Raw genomic sequence first — 24,652 nt, 5'->3', positions numbered from 1 at the left:
CCGGCACCCAATCACTAGAACATTGCAGAAAACCGCAGTATCTGTGACTTTGAGAAGTCTTCCTTCCGTTTAGTGGAATGCAATATGGACCGCTTTGAAGCCATGCGCACATTGGTTGCCGCCATTGACGGCGGCAGCCTGTCTGCCGCGTCTCGTAGCCTCGGTGTGCCGCTGCCGACCGTCAGCCGCCGCGTTTCTGATCTTGAAACGTATTTGCACGCGCAATTGGTCGTGCGCACGAGCCGCAAACTGTTGTTGACCGATGCCGGACAGGCTTTCGTTGCCACCTGCCGGCGCGTTCTCGATGAACTGGACGAGGCGGAACGCGCCGCGACCGGCGAATATCGCGTGCCGCGCGGCGAAATGTTCATCACAGCGCCGATCATGTTCGGGCGGATGCATGTGGAGCCGGTCGTGCTCGATTTCCTGAAGGCCTATCCCGATATCAGTGTGCGGCTGGTGCTTGCGGATTATGTGCTCGACATCGTCGAAAACCAGGTCGAGCTTGCGGTACGGATAGGCGCCTTACCGGACAGCAGTCTGGTGGCGACGAAGCTCGGCGTGGTACGCTGGGTCACCTGCGCCAGCCCCGCCTATCTCGCCGAACGCGGCAGGCCCGAGAGCCTGGAAGCGCTGGCCGCGCACGATTGCATCGCCTTCGAACGGCTCTACGCCACCGATGTCTGGACATTCCGGAAAAGCGCGGGCCGGAAGGGTGAAGGAACAGTCGCCGTGCCCATCCGTCCGCGCTTTGCGGTCAATACCGCCGATGGCGCGATCGATGCGGCGCTGGCAGGAGCAGGCATCGCACGCATCCTTTCCTATCAGGCCGCCAAAGCCATCGCCGGCGGCCAATTGATTGTCGTGTTGCCGGATTTTCAGCCGGAGCCGCTGCCCGTGCATCTCGTGCACACGGGGCAGGCGATCATGCCGTTGAAATTGAGGGCATTCGCGGATTTTGCAACGCCGCGCTTGAAGGATCGGCTCTTGTCTGGCTGAGATCGCGGCTCAAGGCCCACCCTGTCCAAGTTGAATGACGGATCGCTCAGGATGGCTACAAGGTCCTCCACGTGAGAGATTACCTTCCGTTCCCGGCATAGTTTCCCGCTTTCATCAACAATACAGACGCTCGTTTCTTTGACCGAGACATCGAGGCCGGCGCGGCGCGATGTACCTCAGCCGGGCCGCCGCCAGATTCAGGCAGCTTTGGCCGTCCGGGAAGGCTCCCACGACGCGGGTGCGTCGGCGGATTGTTGGTTCTGATCTTGAACCAATGGCTGTCGGGGAAGGCGTAGAAGGTCAGGGTCTCATCGATATGAGCCTCAATCAAATCGGTCGCTTTCCCGAGCTTCTGGCGGCGTAGGTTGAGCCGCGCTTCGACGCTTTTCAGCGGTTTTCATCTGGAGATTCACCAGTTCCTGGATTTGCGCCGTCGCAAGGGCGCTGCCGGGCCGGGTAAGGTGGATCACCTCAAGCAGCGTCGTTGCGATCACTTGATTGACACTGGCCAATTGAAACAGGTGGTGCTGGTATTGGGCAGCCGCGCGGTTCTCATCAGACAGGAACTCCCGGCCTTGCGTGATGACTGCAGATTTCCATATCTCGCCAATAGTGGGGCTAATCTGATGCAAATAGCTGTCAAACAGGTTTTCCAAGTCTGTGGTGTGCACCAACTCCTGAAGCACGATCGCCTCAATAGCGGCGATCGACATCCCTTGCCCATAGACCGGGTTGAAACGGCAATGAGCGTCGCCAACCGGAAGATATCGACGCGGTTTCCGTGGCGCTTTTTCCCAATGCAGCCAGGTCGAACTTGGGAAGTTAAAGCGCTCTATCTCGCCCACAAGCTCTGCATTCGTGAGCGCCTCAGCAATTGTCGACGTACGCAACTCGTTCAACTGATGTCTGAATTCAGCCTCGTTCGTCGGTGCGTCCAAGTCGCCAGAACACACGAGCGTCGCTTTGTGAAGGCCCTCCTCCATGGGAGCGAGAATGCCGGACCGCCGCTCGCCCTGGTTGATCGGGTAGGTCATTACGGCCTTGAACGCTTCTGGTATGGATGCGTTGGCGAAATTTCCCGTGGCATAAGAAAGCTGGAAATCAACAACGCTCTTGGGGACCTCGGCGAAGCCGAGACTCTTCATGAGCTCCTGTCCAAGGTTTGGGCGGCCGCTGGCATCGATGACGAAATCCGCCGGGATCCGTCCAGATGAACCGCCGATCCCGACATCGACACCGAGTACCCTCGAAGATTGCCTGTCACAGGCAAGGCCCATGACGCGCCGATGCTCGAAGACAAGGTTTGGGATCGCTAACACGCGTTGACGCAGGGCGTGCTCAACCAAGGGCCGGCTCATGGAATAGCCAATGAGGTGACTGCGGTCCTGCATCCAGGGCTGTTCACTCACTTCCAGGCGATAGTCGGCGCTGAAATCAACACGAACGGCACCTAGAGCTTCCAGGTCGCGTTCCACGTCGGGGAAGAGCTTGGCCATTGCACGAAAGCCGCCGCTGAGGAGGCCATGCACCTGGTAAGACTGCGGGACGGATTTCCTGGCCGCAGATCTCTTTGGGAGCTCATCTCGCTCCAGAAGCCTGACTTCCTTGAAGAAGGGAGCCAACGCGGCCGCGGCTGCAAGTCCTGCGATACCTGCGCCAATGACGACCAGTCGATCAGCCGGTTTGATTTTCATCGGTTTCACTCCGTTCCCTGATATACGTGCGTCATCCCAGCGTTGGAGAGACATCCGCAACGCGTTGAGGCTGCAAACTTGCAAAGCGTTCAGGCTTCGATGTCGTTCGCGACACCCAAGATGGGTGCGCTTGATATACGGGCAGCAATCGCTGCAGACGAGCGCTCAGTGCGCCAGAATGGTGGCATTTTGAGCCAGGTCTCGCCCGCTCTGGGGGGATGACGCGGCCGCCAAGCGATTTTCAATCTGCTTGGAACCATCTTCTGCAAGCGCGACTGAAGCTCGTTGGATCCTGAAAACCCAGGCGTTCAGCCATCTGGGATCGCGTCAGTTTCCCGTCTTTCAACATCTTGAATGCGCGCAGCTTCAGGTTTTGGTCCTGAATGGTCCGAAACGTCATCCCGTGCTCCGCTAGTCGGCGCACAAGCGTTCGTCGGGAAACTGCCAGTTGGCGTGCTACCTCTTGTGCCGACATACGGCCTCCCGAGCAGATATTCAGGAGGTTGTCGATCTGCAAAGCAAGATTATTTGCCTCACGCAGACGCCGAGCGTCTTGGTCGAGTGATGCAAGCGCCGCCTTCAACAATGACTGATCGAGATAAGGTGAGGCTCTGGCACATACGTGGTTTGGCAGAACAAGCTCACAGTGCGGCTGATTGAAGCTCATTCGCTGCGCGATCATCTTGACCATTCGTTCGTGACTGCGGGGGACACCCCAATGGAACCTGATCTCGATGTCGTCTGACGGAGACTCCAGCATCGGCTCGAGCATCGCGACCGCACTGAGCATCGCCGTGGTACTCAAAGCCTTCGCCGTTTCAAAGCAGGATGCAATGCTCGTCGAAAACCGCAAAGCAGTCGCTTTCCGCGTGCGGTACAGGTCGAGGATCAGATAGGGGCCGCGGACATGGCCATACTCCTGCAGAATCTGAAGTCCGTCTCCGATGGTGGGGGCACTGCGAGCGGCTACTTCGAGTGCCCCGTGAGTTGGTGTCGTCCAAATCCTGAAGGATTCGAGCGGCCATTCTTCACCAACGACGTCGATGAGGTTCTTTCCGAAGCTGATGAAGGAAAACAGACTCACCTCTGCCCCGGGCAGTTGGATGCGATTTTCATCGACATCCGTTCCCAGGAGAAGGCGTTGCCTCAGTTCAGGTGTCGACCCGAACCGATCCAGCAGCAGTCGCACGTAAACCGCTGGGGCCGGAACCGACTTGCGCAGGTCATGATTGCGAAGCGGTTTTGAATGCGGGCCGTAATCCATCGTCTTCTCCATGCGAAGTAAGTTTACTGCGCAGCCTGTTCGATCAGGTCGGCGACGGCCTGTGGCTTGGAAACCATCACGACATGAGATCCGCCTTCAACGACGACCGTTTGCCTCGATCCTGCTCGCTCCGCCATAAAGCGCAGGGCCGCGGCAGGGATATTCTTGTCGCCATCACCATAGACGAACCAGGACGGAAGAGCCTTCCAGGCCGGCTCGCCGGATTTTTCCGTCAGGGCCGCTTCGGTGATCGGGCGCTGCCCCGCCGCCATCAGAGCGGCCTGTTGCGGGGCAACATCATGGGCGAATTGCTGATGGAATTTGGCTTGATCGATGTAGAGGTCGACACCACCTTCAGCAAGTTTGACGGGAGATGCAAGTGCCTGTGCCAGGGTGCCGCCGGGGAATTTGCCGGCCAGATCGGCCGCGGCCTCTCCAGCTTCCGGCGCAAACGCGGCCACGTAGACCAGTGACTTCACATTGTCATGCCCCTTTGCCGCATTGGAGATGACCTGTCCGCCGTAGGAGTGGCCGACAAGGACGACGGGTCCCGGGATGCTTGCCACCACATCAGAGACGTGAGCGGCATCATAGGCCACACTGCGCAACGGATTTGCAGCGGCCAGAACCGGATAGCCATCCTTTTGCAGGATTTCGATGACGCCATTCCAGCTCGACGAGTCGGCAAAGGCGCCATGAACGAGAACAACAGTGGGCTTAGCCGGTTCGGCAACAGCCGTACCGGAAACGAGGGCGCCAGCTAGGGCGAGGGTGGCAACAAATTTGGACATGGCGGTTTCCTTTGGTTACATGGGTTCAATATCTTGTGCACGATTTATTTGTACACGATCTAAATATGCGTAAGACAATCCGATGTCAAGCGCTTGCAATCAAATCGCGCACAAATTATTTCTCATTCGAAGGAGAACCCTATGAACACCAAGGCGAAGAACCCGAAACCTGGCTTGCCGGAAATCGACGAGCTTCTCTGTTTCTCGATCTATTCCGCCGGCCATGCCTTTAATCAGCTGTACCGGCCAATGCTCGACGAGATCGGCCTGACCTATCCGCAATATCTTGTGCTAGTCGCCCTGTGGAGCCGCGACGGGCGGACGGTAAAGGAATTGGGAAAGCTTCTGTACCTCGATTCCAGCACACTGACACCATTGCTGAAGCGAATGGAATCGGCTGGCCTCATCACGCGAACCCGAAATATGCAAGACGAGCGACAAGTGCTTCTTCATCTGACAAATGAGGGGCGTGCATTCCAGGCGCGGGCGGCACACGTCTCGCAATGCGTTCAGGAGGCCGTCGGACTCGATGCTGAAACGGTGAGGAAAGTTCAAATGGCTATCGACGCCATTCGTGACGGTATTCACAAGCGAGGCTAGTCGCGGGTTACCTTGACGAAGATTTCCAAAGCGAAGTAATTTCCCTGAAGCAGGATGCGATTAAGTTGAATGGGGCATCCTGCTCTAATCCTTTGTTTCGATGGAGAAGCCGGCTTATGACGGGACGGCGCTCGGCACTGCGGTTCCGACCAGCTTCATACGCTTTCGCGGCGCTCCATAGGGAACTAAAAGCGGAATTAGGGCAGATCGAACATGATGTGCAGAAGCGGCTGGCTTATCTAGGCTCCTTGGACCCAAGGCCGCAGGTGCCTCCATTTTGCATGACTGGTTTGACTGCGGTTGCTTTGAACATATGTTGTCAACCGCAATATTTCGTTGATTTGAATAGTGGTCCGGGGCGTTATAACTGACCTGTATTCCTCGGAATGCAGCCGCATCGCGTCCCAAGCCTCCGCCCAAACGCGATGCGGGCCCTTATTTCGTTCGCACTTATCTCATCCTGCCGGAGCCGTTTTTCAGCTTTACGAAAAGATCGGGCCAGAGCCGCGTGGGCAGGAAACACAGCGAGCATCAGGGATGTAAGGATGGCGACGAGTGGGGGATGCATGAACAACGGCTCCAGCGTTGTTGACACGACGCGACCATTCAGAAGCAGGCTTCGTACGATCAGTAAGACCTAACCGCATTGAAGTATCTGTCGCACATCAACGGTTCGCGCGGGAATATCGCTACCCTTGGCGCCCACGCCGACGAGCGGTTCAGTGCCGATAGACGCTTGACAGCTGTCACCTTCGAACACTCTCCAGGTGAGAAACGGCTTCAGGCCAAAATGCGTCTTTGGGATCGGGACCCTTGTCGCAATCGCGCCTCGCCGTCCTGCCGGCCACCAGTCACACCGCCGTCATCGGCCAGCCCGATTTATTGCTTACCCACGTCGAGGCCTTTCTGAAGGGCGAGACGCCGAAGGGGATGCAGCAATAGCTGACCTCGCGGCATGCCGGCGATGTGTGGCCAGTGACCGACACTGAGCTTTGCTTCGCCGGCCCTGGGCTCCCGGGGCCGGAATGCGTCATGCAGATATTGAGGTAGGTATTGTTATGCGTTTGCTGATTCTTGGCGGGACCCAGTTTCTTGGACGGGCGATTGCCGCCCATGCTTGCGCTGAAGGCCATGAGGTCACGTGCGCTTCACGAGGACTCGCGGGGCCGGTCGCTTCGGGCGACCACTTTGTTGCCATCGACCGCGACGCGCCGGACGGTTTTGCGCCCCTGAAGCGTAAAACGTTCGACGCTGTCGTGGATGTTTCACGGCAACCGGGCCAGGTGCGCCGCGCGGTCGCCGAGCTCAAGCAGCAAGCAGGACACTGGACCTTCGTCTCGACGATCAGCGTCTATGCCGGACAACCGCACTCCCGGGCAGCGAGCGGACACCGCCGCCCTGCTGGCGCCGACCGCTCCCGAGATCGAACACAGTACGGTCGAGACCTACGGCGCCGCCAAGATCGCATGCGAACATGCCGTCGGTGAGGACGCCTTCATTTGTCGGGCTGGCCTTATTGTCGGGCCGGAAGATCCCACGGGACGCTTCAGCTATTGGCCCGCACGCCTTGCGCGCGGCGGAGAAGTGCTGGCGCCAGGCGCTCCAGAAGATCCCGTTCAGTTCATCGATGTGCGTGATCTCGCACAATGGATTGTTCACGCGGCGCAAAATGGGCTGACCGGCATCTATGACGGAACCGGGCCGACGCGTGCGCGGGGCGAATTGTTTTTTGAATGTGCGACGGCGCTGGGCTCGGCGTGCAGCTTTACCTGGGTGGACCGCCCGTTTCTGGAGGAGCAAGACGTGAGAATTTGGTCGGGTCCAAGATCCATCCCGTTATGGCTGCCGATGCCGGAATATGCGGGATTTACAACGCGCGATACGACCCCGGCTCTCAGTGCCGGACTCACCATACGACCGCTTTCCCAGACCGCTCGTGACACGGTGGATTGGTTGCGTACTGGGAACGGTCGGGTCGATGGCCTGACCGCGGATGAGGAAAGAGAGGTGCTTGCCGCATGGCACGCCAAGGTCGAGGGGTCTTGCGATAGCCAGGCTGGGGCTCGCCCATGAGTGCGTGGTTTCACAAGGGCAAAGCGATCCTGGCCGCCATTTGCCTCCTTCCCGCGTTGGTCGCGCATTCGCATGAAAGCAGCGCGTCCGGTCCGATTGACGCGATCGTCCATGGGACCATCGGTCCTTTTCTTGAGGAAAACAACGTCCCTGGGATGGCCGTGGCGGTGACGGTCCAAGGCAAGCAATACTTTTACAATTGCGGGATGGCTTCCAGAGAGACCGGCCAACAAGTCGATGAGAACACGATTTTCGAGATCGGTTCGATCAGTAAGACCTTCACGGCGACGCTGGCCTCCTATGGTGAAGCGCTCGGCAGGCTCTCAATCTCCGATCCGGCGAGCCGGCATATGCCCGAGCTCGCCGGCAGCAGCTTCGATAATGTGACCCTGCTCCATCTCGCGACCTACACCGCCGGTGGTCTGCCGTTGCAGTTTCCGGACGAAGTCACTGATCAGGATCGGATGCTCGCCTATTACAGGCAATGGCGACCTGATCACCCCGCCGGCGCGTATGGGCACTATTCCAACCCCAGTATTGGCCTGTTCGGGCATATTGCTGCGAGAAGCATGGGCCAGCCCTTCGACCGACTTATGGAAGGCACGCTGTTTCCGCAGCTCGGGCTTTGGCGCTCCTATATCACTGTTCTCCAGGAGCGGGCCCGTGACTATGCCTACGGCTATACAAAGGACGACAAGCGGGTCCGCGTCACACCTGGCGTCCTGGCGTCCTGGCCTCTGAGGCCTATGGTGTGAAGACGACTCAAGCGACATGCTCCGGTTCGTCGAGACGAACATGGACCCTTCCGGCCTGAATCCGATGCTACGGAAAGCGATCACATCCACCCATGTGGGCCGCTTTCGGGTCGGGGCTCGCGAAGTCTCTGTGATCGAGCGGCGACGTGACGGTACGCACACCGCAAGGACCGACTTGACGACATTCACGGGAGCCCGCGGCTTTGCGGCGGGTTCCACAATCGAGGCAAATTCAGGTCTCTGTTGGTTCCAGGTCATCGCTGGGCAGTTTTGAGTGCTGCGACCACCACGTCAGCCAAGCCGCGCCCAGCGCTGCCATCCTCGTCGAGGCGTGGATTGTAGATGGTGACCTCAAGGCCGACCGCCTTGCCGCTTGCCATGGCAATCCGCAGCCCCGTCCCCAACTCGTCCCACGACAGCCCGCCCGGCACGCGGAAATCGACAGCCGGCATGATGGCGTCGTCCAGGCAGTCGGCGTCGAGATGGATGAAGAAGCCTTCGAGCTCCGGGCGTTTCAGATGATCGACCGCTTCGCGCGTCGCGGCCTCGATTCCCATCTTGCGCACGGCGGGAAGATCAAGCGTCTTAAGTTCTTTGGGAAGCGGCTGGCTTCCGAATCCTTCCTGATCCTTGTGGTCGCGGTAGGCGAGCGCGACGACGTCGTCCAATCGCACCAGCGGACGGCGGCCTTCAATGTCGGTCAGGAGCGTCGGCCCATTGCCCGTCGCCCAGGCGAGATCCATTGAAGCGCCCTCGCCATTGGGTTCAGCCTCGGGTTGAAAGAAATCGGCATTGCCATCGATGAAGAGCAAGCCGTAGCGGCCGCGCCGCTTAAGGGCAAGCATCGAACCCAGCAGGATCGTGCAGTCGCCGCCAAGCACAATGGGAAACTCACCTGCGTCGAGCAGCATCTCCATCGCATCAGCAAGCTTGGGCGACCACCTCGCAATTGCCCCGGCATTCAGGACTCCGGTCTTCGCATCGGGCGTTGGTTGCCTGGGCGGCACCGCCAGCCGCCCCGCGCGGCGAGCGTTGACCCGATCCGCAAGTCCGAACTCCAGGAGTTGCTCAGGCAAGCGCTCCACTCCTTCGCTCGCCAGGCCCAGTGTGGAAGGGGCTTCGAGGATTGCATAGGAATAGGTCGGCATCTTCGCCTCCTGTTACTGAAACAAATTGTCATGGTTGCGGAACGCTTTCCGTCGCCGGAAGTTCCTTGCCTGATGCAAACAAATAATCGCACCGCTAATCTCCTCGGCGCGCTCGCGCTTGCGGTCACCGACGAGTTCTATTTGGCCATCCGCAAGCGAACCAGCGGAGGCCCGTCGGAAGCGGCCGCGCTCGTGAAGATCGCCACGTGGCCGAACGAGACCATCGACTCGCTGTCGCGCATACTGCGCCTGTCGGCGGCGGGGACTACGCGCCTGGTCGATCGTCTCGTGCGTGAGGGATTAGTCAGGCGGGAGGTCAGTGACGCCGACCGGCGTGAGCGAAGGCTAAGCGCAACCGAAGCCGGGCGTGCCCGCGTCGCCGCCATTCTCGCTGCGCGGCGAGACGTGCTCGACCGGGCTCTGTCGCAGCTCGAAGCTCAGGACTGGAATGTATTGGAACAGCTGCTCGAGCGCATGCTGACGGTCATGACATCGGACCGCGAGACCTGCGACCATACGTGCCGCCTGTGCGACCTTGACGACTGTCCGCCAGACATCTGCCCGGTTGAGAAGGCGGCGCTCGAGAAGGACCGGTAAGTAGATGGTGCAGAACATGTTTGCGTCCCTCACCAACATCGCACGCACACCGCGCTGGCCCACGATCTTGGATGTCCTGTCTGCTGCGGGTTGGGGCTTCGGGATCGTCGCCTCGCGCGCAGCATTGGAGGCGGGCCTAGATGTCTTTACGCTGGCCCTGATCCAGCTCGCGGCCTCTGTCGGACTGCTTGGTGGAATCAGCGCGATTGCCGGGCGATGGCCGAATGGCGCCTTGGTGAAACGCAGCGCGCCGTCCGGTACGATCGAATATGCCTTTCACTTATACGGTGTTTGCATTCGGCGTGGCGCGAACGACTGCCGGCAATGCGTCGATCATCGCCTCCGCTGAGCCGGTGTTGATTGCACTTCTGGCCGCCCTTCTGCTTCGAGAATGCATCAAAAAGCAGCTCATCATCGTGCTCGTCGTGATCGTGGCGGGCCTGCTACTGGTCACCGGGCCTGACCTGGCCAGCGCCGGCCGCCCGCGCGACGGCGACCTGCTGGTGCTCGCCTCGGCGGCGACCGGCGCGCTCTATGCGGTGCTGAACCGCCGCTTGGTCGCCGACGCCGATCCGCTGCCGCTCGCGCTGGCCCAGCAGGCGGTTGGGATCATGGTCCTCGGGGGTGCCGTCGCACTTCTTGTTACGGCGGGTGTTGCGTCACCGCCAGTCGCGTCACCGCCGCGAGAGGCGCTTTGGCTCGCCATTCTCTCGGGGCTGCTCCAGCATAGCGTTGCGGTGTGGCTCCACCTTCATGCACTCCGCGGCATGACGGCCGGCCGCTTCGGAGTCGTGCTTTCGCTTGTTCCCGTCTTCGCCCTCGGCGGCGCTTACGTCGTGCTCAGTGAGGGGATCACCCTCATGCAGCTTGCGGGAGCGGCGTTGATCGGCATCGCCATCATCCTTTCGCGCCGCCGTCCCGACGCCTGAGAGGGCCGAATCGTGATCTCCGAACCCCGCGATCATTGAAAGGCGCGCCTGCAGCCGGTCGTGCCCCAAATCACCTGCACAATGGCTGCCTTTCGTTCATGCGCTTCTTGGCACATTCACCCTGATGGGGCCGGGATCGGTGGAATACTACATTTCCTGAATGTCGGGGAGGGGTACCCAGATTATCAGATATTTGTGCTGCGCATATCAACCTTCGTGCTGGTCACGATCTTCTTCTTTCTGATCTTGGTAACCATGGCAATGTTTGCCGCGGAAGCCGATAGGCGGGACAGAGATCGTGCCGACAGGAAATCGGTGGAGTTCGCCATTCGTAGCCTCACGTTCGTCTTTATGCTGATGCTAGCACTCTCGGCCTATGGGATTTTGCGAGGGGCTGGGCATTCTTCATTGAAGGCATGCAGGAATATATCGAAGTCCTCAGAGCTGCACAGCAGATAGTCCGCTGAGCACCAGGTCCCAACGGGCTTGATGGGCAGCCAGATCAGCCTCGGCGCGCGACCTGTTTGCAAGGATCACCTCTGGCCGAGATCGTCCGCTAGCTCGACCGCTTTCACGACCATCTCAACAACCTGTTCGGCACACCGGGCATGCCGGCGGTCCCGTACGGGCCAGCCTTGGCGCATCACGACGCGACAGTTCAGGCGCACGATCGCATGGCACGTTGCCCCGGTTGCGGTATCCTGAATTAGAAATTCGACCGACGAGATCGTGCGTGCGAAACCGAGTTTCGAGGCGTGGCAGGTCAAGCGCTTCCCGCTGGTCGAAAAGCGTATGAGCCGGTGGGATTGTCTGGCCTGGCTGCATCGGCACGCCTATCCCGAACCGCCGAAGAGCGCATGTATCGGCTACTCATTCCATGACATGGACGCTGGCGTCATATGCGCGACCATGATCCTGAAGCTTGGGTCGACGCCGTTGAGGTCGACCGTGCGTTAAGGAATGGGCTGCGCGTCCTTCGCGGCGAGATCTTCCTGCATCGGTCATGCGTGCCGCTGGACGAAGCCGAGCTGTTCAACGCCGCCGACCATGGGCAGCTTGACCTCTGGCCGAACGAATGCGACGGCATCTGCGGCGTGTAAAAGACTGGCATTGATCATGCAATTGCATTACATTGAGGTCAATACAGGAGGCGACCATGGCCGCAAATGCTCTCGTTCAAACTCGCATCGATGCCGAAGTCCGGGATCGTGCGTCCGCCGTGCTAGAAAGCATGGGGCTGACGGTCTCCGATGCCGTGCGGATCCTGCTCACCCGGACCGCCAATGAAGGTGCGCTGCCGCTCGAGCTTGTGACGAGCAGCGAGGCGCATGACGCCTGGTTCCGGGCCAAAGTACTGGAGGCGCTGAACGATACCCGGCCCGACGTTTCCGACGACGAAACCGAGGCGCATTTCGCGGAGCGGCGGGCGGCGGCACGCCGGAAGGCAGGCGACCTGAAATCGTGAAGCTCGTATGGTCCGCCTTCGCGCTCTCCGACCGCGACGGCATATTCACGCATATCGAGGCGGATAATCCCTCCGCCGCCGTCACGGTCGATGAACGCATCGTGGCGGCTGTGCGCCGTCTGCGGGATTTTCCGGAAAGTGGCCGTTCCGGCAGAATCGCCGGGACGCGCGAACTGGTGATTACCGGCACGCCTTATATCGCTGCCTATGCCGCAACGGAAACGACAGTTCGCATCCTTCGTGTCCTACACGGCGCACAACAGTGGCCGGACACGCTGTCCGATGGCTGAGACCTCTCATTCTTTTTCTTTCCATCGGTGCTGCCAGAAGGGTAATCCCCTATGCACTCGGCGATGTGCGCGCGGAAAGAGCCCCGCCTTGGGCAAGCGGAACTCCTCGGGCGGGAGAGCCGGTGCACGCTCCAGCCATGTCCGGAAGAGGCGATGTCCCCGTCTTGGCCAGCCAACGTGGGTGATGCGCGGTGCATTATCAGGGAAGATGGCAAGCCCGATAGCCTCGCCGTTCGAGGAGACGACCGTCCAATCAGCACGGGCCAGATCTTCGCAAATCTGCCGCATCCAGCACGAAATAAATCTTAGGAGCGACCATGGTGCAAGCGCTTCGACCGAGACGATACCCGAGCTGGCGACAGATCTATCTGGCATTCGCAGTGGTGGTGTTGCTGGCTCCTGCAGTCGCAATAGTCCTGTCGGATGAAGTGAGTTGGGGCACTGAAGACTTCGCGGCCGCCGCCGCGCTGCTCGCCGGCACATGGGCCGCGGTTGAGGTGGTTATCCGCGTCGTTCGCGGCCGTTCTTCCCAGATCATTGCCATTTCCGCCGTCATGCTCGTCACACTAGCAACCTGGGCTCACTTGGCCGTGCAGTTCTAGACAGGCCGTCATAACTATCCTCCAAATTTGCCCTCCTCACTGTGAGCACCCTCTTATCATCACCAGCTTTTCGAGTTACTGGTGGCCATCTGGCGCGGTAAGACGGGCCGACCGAGGCGATTAAGCACTTCACGCTTGAATTTCGACGTTGGCGCCACCACTTTTTAACGGCACATCGCGACGCAAATTGGAGCGGAAGAGAATGAAGTATTCTGCCGTAAGCCGACTAGCTGTCTCGGTTCTGGTAGTGTTGGCATCCGTTGCGCCATCCACGGCCCGGCAGTTGGCGTCCGACAAGCAGGTCAGCGTGTTCCGCAACGATCCCCGCGTTTATACCGATGACCGCACCTCACCGACGAGCTTGCTCAAATCCTACTATAACGCCATCGCTCGTCGGCAATATCTCCGCGCCTTCGGTTATCTCGAGCATGGCGGGACGCCGACGGCTGCGAAACTGAAAAAATTCGCCGCCGGCTATGCTCATACCGTTTCCATCAGGTTGAAAATCGGTGAGGAAAATGGGGATGGCGGCGCTGGTTCAGTCACCTATTGCTTGCCCGTTGCGCTCGAATCGACCCTAGACAACGGCAAGAAACAGATTTTTAGCGGTTATTATCGGTTCGTTTATGTCAGTGCTGACCTTCAACAGACGTCGCCTTTTATTCCCCTCTTGATCACAAAAGGCGACCTGCACCCCTCACAAAAGCCGTTTGAGGAAAGCGTCCCGGCGAGTTGCGATACCGGCACCTGATAGCTGGATAAACGGAGCGTCTCGGCCGATCGATGAAACACCTGATAGAGATCGTCGCAGAACTGGAGGCGAAAGGTGTTGGCTTTCCCTCCCTCACCGAAAACGTCGGCACTACGACATCCGGAGGCCGTTTGGTGTTCCACCTGTTCGGTGCGCTGGCGCAGTTCGAGCGTGACCTGATCCGGGAAAGAACCCGCGCTGGCCTGCAAGTTGCGGAAGAACGTGGCCGTCGCGGTGGCCGCCAAAATGTCGTGACACCTGAAAAGCTTACCAAAGTCCATCAGCATCTGGCGGCGGGCTTAATGTCCGAGAAGCTGCCACGCGTGTCAAAATTGGAAAGACCGCGCTCTATGAAGCGCTTAATGCCGAGAAGTCACCAAAACGAGATTTTTGAAAGCTGCCCATGCGTATAGTTCTTACAGGTAGTTCAGGGCGAATTGGCCGAGCCATTTTTAGCGCCTTGTGTGGACAACACGAGATCATTGGAATTGATCGCTCTCCTTTTTCGACTACACATGTTGTCGGCGACTTCGCTAACGAGATGCTGCTGCTCCCGGTTCTTCGAAGAGCAGATGCGGTAATTCATACCGCCGCACTCCATGCCCCCCATGTTGGGACAGTCCCGCACGAAGAATTTCAGCGCATCAATGTGGAGGGAACTCGGCTCATCGCAAGGGAGGCAATCGCCGCAGGTGTGAAACGGTTCGTTTTCACCAGCACGACGGCCCTGTATGGGTATGCGGTTTCGGTCGGTTCCTGTACATGGATAGATGAAGACACACCCCCTCTACCGAAGAGCATCTATCATCGGACGAAGCTTGAGGCTGAAAATGTACTGGAAGAAATGGCTGGTCCAGAATTTGCCGTGCGGGTACTACGCATGTCGCGGAGCTTTCCGGAACCAGGCGACGCAATGGCCGCTTACAGACTGCATCGTGGCATCGATGCGCGTGACGTTGCCGACGCCCACGCTGCAGCTTTGTCGAATGGCGGGGCGCATTTCCAGCGTTACATTGTGTCGGCGGCTAGCCCCTTCATAAAGCAAGACTGCGAAACTCTTTCGATAGATGCGGCTTCCGCCATCAGACGTAAGGCACCCGATCTTGCTGCTGAATTTGACCGGAGAGGATGGAGCCTGCCACGCACCATTGATCGTGTGTATGATTCAAGCCGGGCTAAGAACGGGATCGGCTGGCAATCCCTTTTCAGCTTTGATGAAGTGCTGGCGCAGATGGATCGTCGCAGCCTCGAAGTGTTACCTCCCGGTTCGCGCATCAGCACGAAATCGGAATAGTGTGTCGCTTCAGAGGGGGTGGGAGGGCACGCTCAATTTCGGTCAGGCTTTCGCCAACCGCTAGTCACCGCAGCCCACCGGTATGATCGCCCTATGTTCTCAAATGTCGGACAGTTCCATCACTTTCGTGTCGTGACGCCAGGTTAGTGGCACCTTGAGATAGAGCACCGAAAACGCCACGAAAACAGTGAGCGTGATGACTTCCTGTATCGTCTTCAGCTGTGACGTCGAATAGACCGTGTGCCCTATGCGGTTGGCGACGCCCAGAGGGCAGAAGACGCTTCGCGGAAAAACTTTCCAAAGCACATCGCAAGGCACATCAGGAAGCCGAGGCAATCCTAACAAAGGACCGTCTGGCCGAGGACGAAAAGGATTTCGATTTCCGGAATTGGCACGAGGGCGCAAACTTCGAGAACGGCACAGCCGAGGCATTTTTCACGCCGTGGGGTTTGGCTGGCGACTTCGCCATAGATGTGCCCGGCGGGCGCATCATCGACCTATGCGCAGTAATCGGCATCCTTAGTTATTTCATCTGGTGCCGCAGCCAGTACCGCCAGCGACCGCTGATATTGCCTGCATTGAAATCAATCCGCGATATGCCGAGATCGGCCGGAAGCTTCTGCCGGCGGCGCGTTGGATCAATGCGGATGTGTTCGACTGGCGGGATCTCGACTTAGGCAGGTTCGATTGCGCTATCTCCAATCCTCCCTTTGGCCGCGTGTAACGTCGCGCAATGGACCGCGTTATCGCCGCCCTGAGTTCGAATTTCATGTGATCGATATCGCCGCCGAGATCGCGGAATATGGCGCATTCATCGTGCCGTAGCAGTCAGCCAGCTTTTCGCTGTTTCGGTACACAATACTATCAGCGACTGCAGACTTCACACCGGCAGCAAATGGCGGCGATTATCTGATCCCGACGATGCCGCTGCGGCTGGAACTGGGCGAACCGGCGTGGAAAGATTACGCTGCATGTGGAGCGCGGCGAGGCAAAAGAAATCCTGCGCCAGCGCGACTGAGACGCAACAAAACTTAACGCGATAGAATACCGGCACCTCTGCCTCCCGCTAAGTTGCGTTCAGAAATCCCGCCTTGCGCGGAGCAGGAAGAGGTGCCGTTTCATGAACGAAAAAGCTTGGGCAATCGCCGGGCTCCTTGCAATCGCGGCGATCATGCCGGTTGCGCACGCCCAGCAGCCTATGCCCGTCACTGTTGTCGTCGCCAAACGGGGCGATGTCACGCAGCGCGTCTCCGTGGTGGGCACGCTGGCGGCGCGCGAGGAGATAGAGGTTCATCCTTCGGTGCCGGACAAGGAAATCCGGCAGATATTGGTGGAGGCCGGGCAGCGTGTCACGCGAGGACAGGCGCTCGCCCTCTTCGACATGGCCGATGCGCAGCTTGCGCTCGACAAGAACACGGTCAGCGCCCTTCGCGCCAAGGCCGCCGTGTCGGTGGAAAGAAGCAGGCTCGATGTCGCGCTTGTCACTGAGCGAGAGGCCCGGCAAAAACTCGAGCGCAGCCAGACATTGCGGGCGAAAGGCATCAGTTCCGAGCAGGTGCTGGACGAAAGCCGCAATGCCGTCGACCGCGCGGTCGCGGAGACGGAACTTGCGAGACAATCGCTGGGCCTCGCCGAAGCGGATGAGCAGCTGATCGCGCGGGAGCGGAAGGAAATCGAGCTGACGGTCGAGCGCAGCACCTTGCGCGCTCCGGCGGCTGGGATCGTTCTGACGCGGAGCGCACGGATCGGCGCGATGACGTCCAATTCGGCGGGGCCGCTTTTCCTCATCGCTGCGGATGGCGAGATCGAGTTCGTCGCGGATGTGACGGAAACGGATTTTGTGCGCCTGTCCGAGGGAATGCGGGCGGAAATCATGCTTCCCGGACGGGACCGCCCCGTTACCGGCGCGTTGCGGCTGAGCGCCGCGCAGATCGACCCGAAGACGCGCAGCGGCAAGATTCATGTCGCGCTCGACGAGAGCGAGGGGCTTATCCCCGGCGTGTTTGCCAAGGGAGTGATCGACACCTCAACGCGGACGAATGTGCTTGTGCCGGGAACGGCTGTCCGCAGCACTGGCGGCTCGCACAGCGTCTATGTGGTCAAGGATGATATCGTCGAACGGCGCAATGTCAGGACCGGCGCGCGCCAGGATGATCTCATCGAAATCGTCAGCGGTGTTGCCGATGGCGAGATGGTTGTCCTCAAAGCGGGCGGTTTCCTGAAGGATGGCGAGCGTGTCGCGCCCGTGGTCGCTTCGGCCGGCGATGCTTCGGCGCCCAAGACCGCTTCACTCGTCGATATCGATGAGGCGGCCGGCCGATGAATGCGAATATCTCGGCATGGGCCATCCGCAATCCGCTGCCTTCGGTTCTTCTGTTCGTGATCCTGACGGTAGCGGGGCTCTACAGCTTCTCGCGGCTGCCTGTCACCTATTTCCCCGCGATCATCACGCCGCTCGTCAAGGTCACCATTGAACAGTCAGGCACGACGCCCTCGGAGCTCGAAACCGAGGTGACGCGGCCGGTGGAAAATGCCGTCGCGCCGCTGGCAGGCATCAAGCAAATCACCTCGACCATCGGCCAGGGCAAATCCGTCACCAATGTCGAGTTCGAGCTTGGCAAGTTCACCCCGGACCGGGCGATGGCCGACGTCCGCGATGCGGTGGCGAAAATCCGCTCCGACCTGCCCGGCACGATCGATGAGCCGATCATCGAGCGGGTCGAGGAGGAGGCCCAATCGGTCGTCACCTATGCGGTCAGCAATCCGAATATGACGGTTGCCGAGCTGTCCTGGTATGTGGACGATGTGGTCGCCCGCCATCTGCAGGGCCTGCCGGGCGTGGGGCGGATCGAGCGCGTCGGCGGTGCTGACAGGGAAATCCGCGTCGAGATCGACCCCGCCCGCCTGCAGGCGCTTTCGCTGACCGCAAACGCCATTAACGAAAACCTTGTGCAGACGCAGATCGAGAATTCGGGGGGCAGAAGCGATCTCGGCGGGCGCGAGCAGGCGTTGACGACAGTGGCGGCGGCCAAGACGGTGGCGCAGCTAGCCGACCAGCGCCTCGCGCTTTCGCCCGACGCGTCCGTCCGGCTGGGAGATCTCGGAACTGTTCAGGACAGCGCGGCGGAGCCCCGCGCCTTCGCGACGCTGGACAGCACGGATGTGGTTGGATTTGCCGTCTATCCCTCGCAAGGCGCGAGCGATATTTCCGTCGCGGAAGCGGTTTCCGAGGCGCTGGCGGAACTCGAAAAGCGCAATGCGGATGTGCGCTTCCGCCTCGTGGACGACAGTTTCACCTATACCGTCGGCAATTACAGCTCGGCCATGCACACGCTTCTCGAAGGCGCGGCGCTTTCCGTCATCGTCGTCTTCCTGTTCCTGCGCGACTGGCGGGCGACCATTGTCGCGGCGATGGCGCTGCCGCTCTCGATCATCCCGACCTTTTTCGTGATCGATCACTTGGGCTTCTCGCTCAACATATTGAGCCTGCTCGCCATCACGCTGGTGACGGGCATTCTCGTCGACGACGCCATTGTCGAGATCGAGAATATTGTGCGTCACCGCAATATGGGCAAGACCGCCTACCGGGCGGCGCTCGATGCGTCGGACGAAATCGGCCTCGCGGTCATCGCCATCTCGGCCACCGTGATTGCCGTGTTCGCGCCCGTCGGCTTCATGAGCGGCGAAGTCGGACTTTATTTCCGGCAGTTCGGCCTGACGGTCGCCATCGCCGTCTTCTTCTCGTTGCTGGTGGCGCGGCTGATAACGCCTGTTCTGGCGGCGTATTTCATGACCGGAAGCCATGTGCATGAGGAACAGAAGGGGCGTTTCCTCCTTGCCTACGAGCAATTGCTGCGGCTAAGCCTGCGCCGGCGCTGGGCGACCCTCGGCCTTGCCGCCGGTTCCTTCGTGCTGGCGCTCATCGCGCTCACCTCGCTGCCCACCGCTTTCCTGCCGGAGGAAGATACCGGACGTCTGTCGCTTACCGTCGAACTGCCGCCCGGCTCCACGCTCGGCAAGACGCGGGCGGTATCGGATGAAATCGCTGTTCGTATCCGGCAGTTCCCGGAGGTCGAAGGGGTATTCGCCCGCGCCGGCGCGAACAGTTCGGGGCTGGAGGATGTGCGCTATGCGGTGATCCTCATCGACCTCCTGCACAAGAGCGAGCGGGAGCGTTCTTCCTTTGCCATTGAAGCCAATATTGAAAAGACCCTTGCTTCCATTCCGGATGTGAAGCTGCGCTTCCTCAACAATCGGGGCGGGCGCGATATGTCCTTTGCGGTCCTCGGTACCGACGGAGAGGCTGTCGAGGATGCCGCCAGGACAATGGTTGGTGAACTCGGCACGGACGGGATGTTCATCGATCCCAGCATCGACAACACTGCCATGCGCCCGGAACTCAGGATGCATGTGCACACCGACAAGGCGGCGATGCTCGGCGTATCCCCAGCGGCGATTGCGGACGTGGTCCGGGTTTCCACCATCGGCGATGCAGACAGCCGCTTGCCCAAATTCACCGAAGGCGCGCGGCAAATTCCCGTCCGCGTCGCGATAGCGCGCGAGGCGCGGGACGACCTCGCCACGCTGGAAATGCTGACTGTGGCGGGGCGGGATGGGGCTCATATTCCCCTCTCGGCTGTGGTCGATATGCGCTTCGACGAAACGGTCTCCGCCATCGAACGCCTCGACCGGGAACGGCGGATCGAGATCGGCGCGGATCTGGCCGAAGGCTTCACCCCGGGCCAGGGGATGGAGCGGCTTCTCCAGTTGCCGAGCGTCAAGAGCCTGCCTGAAGGTATCCGCATTCAGGCGACCGGCGATTCCGATACGGAAGGCGAGGTTTTCGCAAGCTTCGCGGCGGCGATGGGCGCGGGCATCATGCTGGTCCTCGTCGTGCTGATCCTGCTTTTCGGCAGTGTGCTGGCCCCGTGGACGATCCTCGCCTCGCTCCCCCTTTCCATCGGCGGCGTCGCGGCGGGCCTCTGGTTGTCAGGCAGCGCCATATCGCTGCCTGTTGTCATCGGCATATTGATGCTGATGGGCATCGTCACCAAGAATGCGATCATGCTCATAGATTTCGCCATCGAGCGGGAGGCGCACGGGCTCTCGCGGATCGAGGCGATCATCGAGGCGGGCTCGGAGCGCGCGCGTCCCATCATCATGACGACGCTCGCCATGGCCGGCGGCATGGTTCCCTCCGCCGTTGGCGTCGGCGATGGCGGCGAGTTCCGCTCTCCCATGGCGATTGCCGTCATCGGCGGGCTGCTCGTCTCCACGTTCCTGTCGCTGGTGGTGATCCCCTCGCTCCACCTTACCGTCTCGAATCTTGGCGACCGCATAAGCGCAATGTTCAAGCCGATCTTTCAACCCGAAGGCGAAAAATCGCCAAATTCATGAGGGAGCGTGCCGGCGCTGTAATAAACCTTAACAAAACGCAACATTCCCACCGGCGTCCCTATGCATTATGCAACGGGCCAAGGGGACGCCATGCAACCGAATTCCACAAACGCCCGGATATTGATCGTCGAAGACGATCCGGAGATCGGCGAACTCCTCGCCATCACCATGCGGGAGAACGGGATGATCCCGACCGTCGCGGAGGATGGCCGGGTGATGCAATCGCTGCTGCGCCACAATGCGTATGATCTCATCATCCTCGATGTCATGCTGCCGGGTGAGGACGGCCTCAGCATCTGCCGAAAAATCCGCTCCGAAAACACGATGCCCGTCATCCTGCTGACGGCACTCGGCGAGGAGGTGGACAGGATTGTCGGGCTGGAAGTAGGCGCGGACGATTACATCACCAAGCCGTTCAGCCCGCGCGAAGTCGTGGCTCGGGTGCGCAGCCTGCTGCGGCGGGCCTCCTATGGGCTTGTCAAGAATGTCAGCCAGCGGCGGCTGCGCTTCGACGGCTGGCTCATCGACCCGATGCGCCGCCAGCTTCATGACCCCAGCAATGCCCGCGTTGCGCTCACCACCACGGAATTCGACCTGCTGCTCGCCTTCTGCCGCAATCCGGGCCGCGTCATCACTCGTGAGGAACTGCTTTCGCTGACGCATTCGGGACTGGCGGGGCCGATCGAGCGCAGCATCGACGTTCATATCAGCCGTCTGCGGCAGAAGATCGAGGTCAATCCGAAGGAGCCGGCGTTGTTGCAGACGGTTCGACTCGGGGGGTATACATTTACCGCGACGGTCGAGGAGGCGTGAGGCTGGGGGAGTTTGATTGGCGCGCCCCGGCCAAGGCCTCCGGCCTATAAGCCTTCACATACCGCAACAAAACGAAACGACCTGCCTTCGCGCGACGCGCTACTCCGTGGCTTGTAAAGTCATGAGGAGCGCCAAATTGCCCGATATCCAGGCCGTCCAATCCCATCTCAACCGGGTGCAATTGCGCCGCAAGGCGGTGATCTGGTGGATCAGTACCTGCTTCCTGCCAGTCATTTTCTTCACGACCGCTCATTTCAAGGCCGGGTCATGGCAGCGCGACTGGATTGAGGATTTCGGTGCGCTTCTGATTTTCATCGCCATCCTCGGCAGGGCCTGGTGCACGCTCTATATTGGCGGGAAAAAGACGGTGGCGCTGGTAACATCAGGGCCTTACTCGGTTTCACGCAATCCGCTCTATTTCTTCTCCTTCGTCGCCGTCGCGGGGCTCGGACTTCAGACTGGCAGTATCAGCATGGCGGCGTTCATGACGTTGGCGGCTTATCTCGTCTTCCTGCCGGTGGTGCTGCGCGAGGAAGCCGGGCTGTCGACTGCTCATGGCGCCCATTACGAGGCATATCGCAATTCCGTTCCGCGCTTCCTCCCCCGTCCCAGCTTGTGGCGTGACGAGGATGTCGTGACCGTAAGCCCCGGCATGTTGCGACGGACCATCGTGGACGGGATGGTTTTCGTCCTCCTGGCCTTCCTGGTGCGGGTTCTGCTGCGGCTGCTGCCCGATCTGCCTCAGGTGACGTTGTATTAAGGCGCCGGCTATCCCATGGGCAGGGTGAGCCGGACGATCAGGCCACCCTCTCTGCCATCTAGGAATTCCAGCGTGCCACCATGGGCTTGAACGATCTCGGAGACGATCGAGAGCCCCAGCCCGAAACCGGTATTGCCGCCTCTTGCCGCGTCGATCTTGAAGAACGGTTCGAGGACCCGCTGCCGGTAGGTTTCGGGAATGCCCGGCCCATCGTCCACGACATCGATGACCATCATTCCCGCATCTGTCCGCAGTTCGACCGCAACCTTCTTCGCGAACTTCGTGGCATTGTCGCAAAGATTGGTTATGGCGCGGGTGATGGCGAGCGGCTTGCAGTTGACGATAAGACGGTTCGGCCCGTGATAGGCCACATCGTGCCCGACATCGGCAAATTCGCTGCAGATCGTCTGGAGCGAACTGGCGATATCCGCCCGCTCGAAATCCTCTCGCCGGTAATTGTCCCGCAGGTAATCGAGGCTTTCGCCCAGCAACCGGTCGAGGTGATTGATGTCTGACAGCATCGCCTCCCGGCTTTCGCTCAACGGTAGGTGTTCTGCCTTCAGCCGCAAGCGCGTCAGTGGGGTTCGCAAATCATGGCTGATGCCGCGTAGCATGCGGGTGCGGGATTCGACCATGATCGCGATCCGCTTGCGCATGCCGTTCAGCGCCCGCGCCAGGGCGACGATCTCGACGCTTCCGCGCTCCTCGAAAACCTCCTCGTCATTCGAGATATCAGCATTGAGCGCCGCGCGGGAAATCCGCCGCAGAGGCAGCATGATTGCCCAGATGGCGAAGGCGAAGAAAAGAAAGATCAGCGTGATCAGTGCCACCAGATAATAGGATCCCCGTCCGACGAAATCGCTCGTCAGGAAAGGATCGGAGGAAACGGGACTGACCAGCATCGTCGAGCCATCCACCTGGACAGCAACGACGCGCCTGCCGTTGAGAAACGTCCTCCAGCCGCCCAGGGGGGAAATGGAATTGTCGGGCGGAAACAGCCATTCGACGACCCGGCCCCAGGCCGTTTCCTTGCTGGAGGAGGTCGTGAATTGCGCGCGTATGGATAAGGGAAGCAAAGTCATGTCCCAACCCGACCGGCGGGCGGCATCGAGGATGGTTTCTCTCTCGGCCGGCGTCGCGGCAGCTTCCAGCAGCCGGCCTACGGTGTGGACATGCTCGGTGACCTGCTCGATGTCAGGCGGCCTGTGGTTGCCGCTGACCCAGCGCTCGAGGAGCGGACCGGCCAGCACGACAATGATCAGCAAGGCAAGGAAGACGAGAGCAGTGATCTGCCCATAGATGGTCCTGAGACCCAGAAGCACGCGCAATCTCCTAATCCTCCCTCCGGTTCCTCCCAAGGCTTTTTGTACCATGGCGGCCGCGCTTGCGACGGGAGATGATTGTTAAGTTTTATTACGGCTGCCGGTCCTGTTCGCTTCGTAACAAAGCTTAACATAACGACATGCGCGGAGCGGCCCGTCCGTGGAAAGTAGCGTTGTCCCCGGTCGTGCTGCTGGACTCATCACGCGGCGCCGGCAAATCGCTCTGGAGCCTTTATGTCCTCGACAATTCTAAACAACCGGCTTGTTTCGCCTCGTTTTCTCGGCCTCGCATTGGGTATCATGGGGATGGCGGCCAGCGCCTCCGCCGCCGACCTTTCGCCTCCGGAACCGCCTTCCGAGCCTGGCCTCGATCAGGAGCGCTTCAATGAACGGTTCGAGCCGAAGCGGAACTGGAGCCTGATTATCGGCGGCGGCGCCATGTACAAGCCGGAATATGAAGGCAGCGAGGATTTGAAGGTCAGCCCCATCCCATTCGTCAGCTTCACCTATGGTGAATGGCTCGAAATCAATCCCAGGGGCGTTGCCGTCACCGCGCTCAACCACGATGGTTTTTCGCTCTCGGGCAATATCGGTTACGAGTCGGGCCGGGACGAGGACGATCACGACAGGCTTCGCGGCCTCGGTGATATCGATCTGGCGGCGACCGTCGGCGCCGAAGCGGCTTACGAGCTGGGCCCGGTCGAGCTTTACGCCGCGATCGATCAGACGATCGGCGGCAGCGAAAGCCTCATCGGCACGTTCGGCATCGGCTATTCGGCGCCGGTAACCGAGAGGCTCATCCTTGGCGCAAAAGCAGAGGCCATCGTGGCGAACAACAAACACATGGAAGCCTATTTCGGCGTCGATTCCGCCCAGTCGGCCGCCTCTGGCCTGCGGGAGTACAAGCCGAGGGCAGGCGTCAAACGCGTCAACGTCTCGGCCAACGCCACTTATATGCTGACCGACAACTGGCTCGTCCGCGGCCGGGCGGAACTGGGCATATTGACCGGCGACGCCGCCGACAGCCCCATCGTCCAGGAAAAACTGCAGCCCTCGGTTTCGCTGGGCCTCGGTTATAAATTCTGAGGCGATCCCGGCCGAAGGACCG

23 protein-coding genes and 5 pseudogenes are annotated in these 24,652 nt (G+C 60.1%); 21 read left to right on the top strand and 7 right to left on the bottom strand.

Going from position 1 to position 24,652, the window contains the following annotated elements:
• Positions 1–84 precede the first annotated feature (84 nt).
• Positions 85–999, top strand: coding sequence for a LysR family transcriptional regulator (locus DUT91_RS16760; RefSeq protein ID WP_114441671.1), 915 nt, complete (start codon positions 85–87; stop codon positions 997–999).
• Here DUT91_RS16760 and DUT91_RS27450 read toward each other — a convergent pair.
• From DUT91_RS27450 to DUT91_RS16735, 4 genes and pseudogenes are all read right to left on the bottom strand, one after another.
• Positions 996–1,121: pseudogene (locus DUT91_RS27450) on the bottom strand (IS110 family RNA-guided transposase); the annotation flags it as partial. The gene DUT91_RS16760 and the pseudogene DUT91_RS27450 overlap by 4 nt on opposite strands.
• A gap of 201 nt (positions 1,122–1,322) precedes the next feature.
• A complete protein-coding gene (locus tag DUT91_RS16745; protein WP_114441670.1) occupies positions 1,323–2,693 on the bottom strand; it encodes an FAD-dependent monooxygenase in 1,371 nt (456 codons plus the stop codon).
• 241 nt (positions 2,694–2,934) lie between these two features.
• Positions 2,935–3,957, bottom strand: coding sequence for an AraC family transcriptional regulator (locus tag DUT91_RS16740; RefSeq protein WP_160113669.1), 1,023 nt, complete (start codon positions 3,955–3,957; stop codon positions 2,935–2,937).
• Between the two features lie 23 nt (positions 3,958–3,980).
• Positions 3,981–4,748: an alpha/beta fold hydrolase gene (locus tag DUT91_RS16735; protein ID WP_114441668.1), complete on the bottom strand. Its 768-nt coding sequence runs from the start codon at positions 4,746–4,748 to the stop codon at positions 3,981–3,983.
• A 141-nt stretch (positions 4,749–4,889) separates the two neighbouring features.
• On the opposite strand from DUT91_RS16735, the gene DUT91_RS16730 reads away from it, so the two are divergent.
• The 4 genes and pseudogenes from DUT91_RS16730 (at position 4,890) to DUT91_RS16715 (ending at position 8,176) form a co-directional block, all read left to right on the top strand.
• Entirely contained in the window at positions 4,890–5,348 is a 459-nt protein-coding gene (locus DUT91_RS16730) for a MarR family winged helix-turn-helix transcriptional regulator (protein ID WP_114441667.1), read from the top strand.
• Positions 5,349–6,158: 810 nt separating this feature from the next.
• Positions 6,159–6,290, top strand: a pseudogene (locus DUT91_RS27195) (alpha/beta fold hydrolase); the annotation flags it as partial.
• A gap of 411 nt (positions 6,291–6,701) precedes the next feature.
• Positions 6,702–7,421, top strand: a complete 720-nt coding sequence (locus DUT91_RS16720) for an NAD-dependent epimerase/dehydratase family protein (RefSeq protein WP_245419769.1) — start codon at positions 6,702–6,704, stop codon at positions 7,419–7,421.
• On the top strand, positions 7,418–8,176 hold the full coding sequence (locus DUT91_RS16715) for a serine hydrolase (protein WP_245419768.1): 759 nt from the start codon (positions 7,418–7,420) through the stop codon (positions 8,174–8,176). Before DUT91_RS16720 ends, DUT91_RS16715 begins: the two co-directional genes overlap by 4 nt.
• 254 nt (positions 8,177–8,430) lie before the next feature.
• On the opposite strand, the gene DUT91_RS16710 is transcribed toward DUT91_RS16715, so the two are convergent.
• Positions 8,431–9,324, bottom strand: coding sequence for an arginase family protein (locus DUT91_RS16710; protein WP_114441666.1), 894 nt, complete (start codon positions 9,322–9,324; stop codon positions 8,431–8,433).
• Between the two features lie 72 nt (positions 9,325–9,396).
• On the opposite strand from DUT91_RS16710, the gene DUT91_RS16705 reads away from it, so the two are divergent.
• From DUT91_RS16705 to DUT91_RS16655, 10 genes and pseudogenes are all read left to right on the top strand, one after another.
• Positions 9,397–9,921 carry a MarR family winged helix-turn-helix transcriptional regulator gene (locus DUT91_RS16705; protein WP_160113668.1) on the top strand — a complete coding sequence of 175 codons (525 nt, stop codon included), beginning with the start codon at positions 9,397–9,399 and terminating at the stop codon, positions 9,919–9,921.
• A gap of 4 nt (positions 9,922–9,925) precedes the next feature.
• Positions 9,926–10,270, top strand: coding sequence for a hypothetical protein (locus DUT91_RS26425; RefSeq protein WP_210207965.1), 345 nt, complete (start codon positions 9,926–9,928; stop codon positions 10,268–10,270).
• Entirely contained in the window at positions 10,191–10,850 is a 660-nt protein-coding gene (locus tag DUT91_RS16700) for a DMT family transporter (protein ID WP_114441664.1), read from the top strand. The genes DUT91_RS26425 and DUT91_RS16700 overlap by 80 nt, the downstream gene beginning before the upstream one ends.
• A 714-nt stretch (positions 10,851–11,564) precedes the next feature.
• Positions 11,565–11,950: pseudogene (locus DUT91_RS16685) on the top strand (hypothetical protein); the annotation flags it as partial.
• Positions 11,951–12,006: 56 nt separating this feature from the next.
• Positions 12,007–12,315 carry a type II toxin-antitoxin system RelB/DinJ family antitoxin gene (locus DUT91_RS16680; RefSeq protein ID WP_114441662.1) on the top strand — a complete coding sequence of 103 codons (309 nt, stop codon included), beginning with the start codon at positions 12,007–12,009 and terminating at the stop codon, positions 12,313–12,315.
• Positions 12,312–12,605, top strand: a complete 294-nt coding sequence (locus tag DUT91_RS16675; protein ID WP_114441661.1) for a type II toxin-antitoxin system RelE/ParE family toxin — start codon at positions 12,312–12,314, stop codon at positions 12,603–12,605. The genes DUT91_RS16680 and DUT91_RS16675 overlap by 4 nt, the downstream gene beginning before the upstream one ends.
• Before the next feature lie 317 nt (positions 12,606–12,922).
• Positions 12,923–13,207: a hypothetical protein gene (locus DUT91_RS16670; RefSeq protein ID WP_114441660.1), complete on the top strand. Its 285-nt coding sequence runs from the start codon at positions 12,923–12,925 to the stop codon at positions 13,205–13,207.
• Between the two features lie 307 nt (positions 13,208–13,514).
• On the top strand, positions 13,515–13,958 hold the full coding sequence (locus DUT91_RS16665; protein ID WP_147272198.1) for a hypothetical protein: 444 nt from the start codon (positions 13,515–13,517) through the stop codon (positions 13,956–13,958).
• Positions 13,959–13,972: 14 nt separating this feature from the next.
• Positions 13,973–14,352: pseudogene (locus DUT91_RS16660) on the top strand (recombinase family protein); the annotation flags it as partial.
• Positions 14,353–14,361: 9 nt separating this feature from the next.
• Entirely contained in the window at positions 14,362–15,252 is an 891-nt protein-coding gene (locus DUT91_RS16655) for an NAD-dependent epimerase/dehydratase family protein (protein ID WP_114441658.1), read from the top strand.
• A 99-nt stretch (positions 15,253–15,351) separates the two neighbouring features.
• On the opposite strand, the pseudogene DUT91_RS26620 reads toward DUT91_RS16655, so the two are convergent.
• Positions 15,352–15,516 (bottom strand): annotated as a pseudogene (locus DUT91_RS26620) (DMT family protein); the annotation flags it as partial.
• A gap of 423 nt (positions 15,517–15,939) precedes the next feature.
• On the opposite strand from DUT91_RS26620, the gene DUT91_RS26615 reads away from it, so the two are divergent.
• The 5 genes from DUT91_RS26615 (at position 15,940) to DUT91_RS16625 (ending at position 22,222) form a co-directional block, all read left to right on the top strand.
• The gene (locus DUT91_RS26615; RefSeq protein ID WP_245419767.1) at positions 15,940–16,077 is read left to right on the top strand and encodes a hypothetical protein; all 138 of its coding nucleotides are present in this window, start codon (positions 15,940–15,942) and stop codon (positions 16,075–16,077) included.
• A gap of 295 nt (positions 16,078–16,372) precedes the next feature.
• Entirely contained in the window at positions 16,373–17,575 is a 1,203-nt protein-coding gene (locus tag DUT91_RS16640; RefSeq protein WP_245419766.1) for an efflux RND transporter periplasmic adaptor subunit, read from the top strand.
• Positions 17,572–20,649 (top strand): efflux RND transporter permease subunit, encoded by a 3,078-nt coding sequence (locus DUT91_RS16635; protein WP_114441657.1) that lies wholly within the window; start codon positions 17,572–17,574, stop codon positions 20,647–20,649. Before DUT91_RS16640 ends, DUT91_RS16635 begins: the two co-directional genes overlap by 4 nt.
• A gap of 90 nt (positions 20,650–20,739) precedes the next feature.
• Complete coding sequence (locus tag DUT91_RS16630) at positions 20,740–21,462, top strand: response regulator transcription factor (RefSeq protein ID WP_114441855.1); 723 nt, start codon at positions 20,740–20,742, stop codon at positions 21,460–21,462.
• Between the two features lie 136 nt (positions 21,463–21,598).
• Positions 21,599–22,222 carry a methyltransferase family protein gene (locus DUT91_RS16625; RefSeq protein WP_160113667.1) on the top strand — a complete coding sequence of 208 codons (624 nt, stop codon included), beginning with the start codon at positions 21,599–21,601 and terminating at the stop codon, positions 22,220–22,222.
• A gap of 8 nt (positions 22,223–22,230) precedes the next feature.
• Here the strand turns inward: DUT91_RS16625 and DUT91_RS16620 are convergent, their stop codons facing one another.
• Entirely contained in the window at positions 22,231–23,544 is a 1,314-nt protein-coding gene (locus DUT91_RS16620; RefSeq protein WP_245419765.1) for an ATP-binding protein, read from the bottom strand.
• Positions 23,545–23,778: 234 nt separating this feature from the next.
• Here DUT91_RS16620 and DUT91_RS16615 point away from each other — a divergent pair, with 234 nt between their 5' ends.
• Entirely contained in the window at positions 23,779–24,630 is an 852-nt protein-coding gene (locus DUT91_RS16615; RefSeq protein ID WP_245419764.1) for a MipA/OmpV family protein, read from the top strand.
• Positions 24,631–24,652: the final 22 nt, after the last annotated feature.

The sequence above is a fragment of the Paramesorhizobium salinisoli genome (assembly GCF_003335045.1).
GTDB classification, from domain to species: domain Bacteria; phylum Pseudomonadota; class Alphaproteobacteria; order Rhizobiales; family Rhizobiaceae; genus Paramesorhizobium; species Paramesorhizobium salinisoli.
Note: the sequence above shows the minus strand (reverse complement) of the source record. Positions and strands in the feature narration are given on the sequence as shown.

What these genes read in the sequence shown, in the direction of transcription:
- DUT91_RS16640 (WP_245419766.1), top strand. Translation starts at nt 16,373, where the DNA reads ATGAACGAAAAAGCTTGGGCAATCGCCGGGCTCCTTGCAATCGCGGCG.
- DUT91_RS16680 (WP_114441662.1), top strand. Translation starts at nt 12,007, where the DNA reads ATGGCCGCAAATGCTCTCGTTCAAACTCGCATCGATGCCGAAGTCCGG.
- DUT91_RS16745 (WP_114441670.1), bottom strand. Translation starts at nt 2,693, where the DNA reads ATGAAAATCAAACCGGCTGATCGACTGGTCGTCATTGGCGCAGGTATC.
- DUT91_RS16715 (WP_245419768.1), top strand. Translation starts at nt 7,418, where the DNA reads ATGAGTGCGTGGTTTCACAAGGGCAAAGCGATCCTGGCCGCCATTTGC.
- DUT91_RS16730 (WP_114441667.1), top strand. Translation starts at nt 4,890, where the DNA reads ATGAACACCAAGGCGAAGAACCCGAAACCTGGCTTGCCGGAAATCGAC.
- DUT91_RS16700 (WP_114441664.1), top strand. Translation starts at nt 10,191, where the DNA reads ATGCCTTTCACTTATACGGTGTTTGCATTCGGCGTGGCGCGAACGACT.
- DUT91_RS16735 (WP_114441668.1), bottom strand. Translation starts at nt 4,748, where the DNA reads ATGTCCAAATTTGTTGCCACCCTCGCCCTAGCTGGCGCCCTCGTTTCC.
- DUT91_RS26425 (WP_210207965.1), top strand. Translation starts at nt 9,926, where the DNA reads ATGGTGCAGAACATGTTTGCGTCCCTCACCAACATCGCACGCACACCG.
- DUT91_RS16720 (WP_245419769.1), top strand. Translation starts at nt 6,702, where the DNA reads ATGCCGGACAACCGCACTCCCGGGCAGCGAGCGGACACCGCCGCCCTG.
- DUT91_RS16615 (WP_245419764.1), top strand. Translation starts at nt 23,779, where the DNA reads ATGTCCTCGACAATTCTAAACAACCGGCTTGTTTCGCCTCGTTTTCTC.
- DUT91_RS16655 (WP_114441658.1), top strand. Translation starts at nt 14,362, where the DNA reads ATGCGTATAGTTCTTACAGGTAGTTCAGGGCGAATTGGCCGAGCCATT.
- DUT91_RS16630 (WP_114441855.1), top strand. Translation starts at nt 20,740, where the DNA reads ATGCAACCGAATTCCACAAACGCCCGGATATTGATCGTCGAAGACGAT.
- DUT91_RS16705 (WP_160113668.1), top strand. Translation starts at nt 9,397, where the DNA reads ATGCAAACAAATAATCGCACCGCTAATCTCCTCGGCGCGCTCGCGCTT.
- DUT91_RS16670 (WP_114441660.1), top strand. Translation starts at nt 12,923, where the DNA reads ATGGTGCAAGCGCTTCGACCGAGACGATACCCGAGCTGGCGACAGATC.
- DUT91_RS16635 (WP_114441657.1), top strand. Translation starts at nt 17,572, where the DNA reads ATGAATGCGAATATCTCGGCATGGGCCATCCGCAATCCGCTGCCTTCG.
- DUT91_RS16760 (WP_114441671.1), top strand. Translation starts at nt 85, where the DNA reads ATGGACCGCTTTGAAGCCATGCGCACATTGGTTGCCGCCATTGACGGC.
- DUT91_RS16740 (WP_160113669.1), bottom strand. Translation starts at nt 3,957, where the DNA reads ATGGATTACGGCCCGCATTCAAAACCGCTTCGCAATCATGACCTGCGC.
- DUT91_RS16710 (WP_114441666.1), bottom strand. Translation starts at nt 9,324, where the DNA reads ATGCCGACCTATTCCTATGCAATCCTCGAAGCCCCTTCCACACTGGGC.